1 protein-coding gene is annotated in these 223 nt (G+C 66.4%); it reads left to right on the top strand.

From position 1 onward, the window contains the following. Positions 1-18: 18 nt before the first annotated feature. Positions 19-223 (top strand): DUF1612 domain-containing protein (locus tag E4K09_RS26045; protein ID WP_244610358.1); only part of this gene is annotated, 205 nt, incomplete at its 3' end.

The following is a 223-nucleotide window of genomic DNA, read 5'->3' on the forward strand; positions in this document are numbered from 1 at the left end:
CCGTGGCTAGGCCTGATCATGGCCGGGACCATCCTGCGGACCCGAGGGCTCACCCATCATCTCCTGCCGCTGGCAGCCGGGTTCAAGCAATCGAAATTTCGCCCGCAGGGACGGGAGGGCGCCCGCGAAAAGCTGGAAGGCTTCTGCCAGGTGCTCGAAGAGGCGCTCGCCATTGCCAACAAGGACCTCGACCGGCTGATCCTGGCGCGGGAGGTGATGGGCC

The organism is Microvirga pakistanensis (assembly GCF_004458765.1).
Classification (GTDB): Bacteria; Pseudomonadota; Alphaproteobacteria; order Rhizobiales; family Beijerinckiaceae; genus Microvirga; species Microvirga pakistanensis.